The 414-nt window shown below is 57.2% G+C and carries 1 pseudogene; it reads left to right on the top strand.

What is annotated here, in order from left to right:
• Window positions 1-78: 78 nt before the first annotated feature.
• Window positions 79-414: pseudogene (locus tag AB4Z35_RS30805) on the top strand (hypothetical protein); the annotation flags it as partial.

Below are 414 nucleotides of genomic sequence, written 5' to 3' on the forward strand. Positions count from 1 at the left end.
CCCGTACGCAGTGGCACGTGCCCTGTCCAATCGGGTAGTCAATGCGCGCTGAGACGCTCTCGAATATCGGAGAATGCCGTGGCACTGATCGTCAAGGATTATCCGCTACTGGTGTTTCTGATCACACTCATCACGCTATGGTTGGCTGAGTGGCTCGGCTCACGCCTCCTGTTTCAAGAGCGCGTCGACGGGGACAGGTCAGAATCGAGCGACAGCGTCATCCAGGGTTCCGTGTTGACCTTGCTGGCTCTGCTTATCGGCTTCAGCTTCGCCATGGCGGTGAATCGCTACGATTTGCGCAAGAACTACGAGGAAGCGGAAGCCAACGCAATCGGCACGGAGTTCCTTCGAGCGGGCTTTCTACCCGATGACGATGCAGAGAAGGCGCGAAATCTGCTCAGGCTGTATCTGGAC

The organism is Pseudomonas sp. KB_15 (genome assembly GCF_052114525.1).
GTDB lineage: Bacteria > Pseudomonadota > Gammaproteobacteria > Pseudomonadales > Pseudomonadaceae > Aquipseudomonas.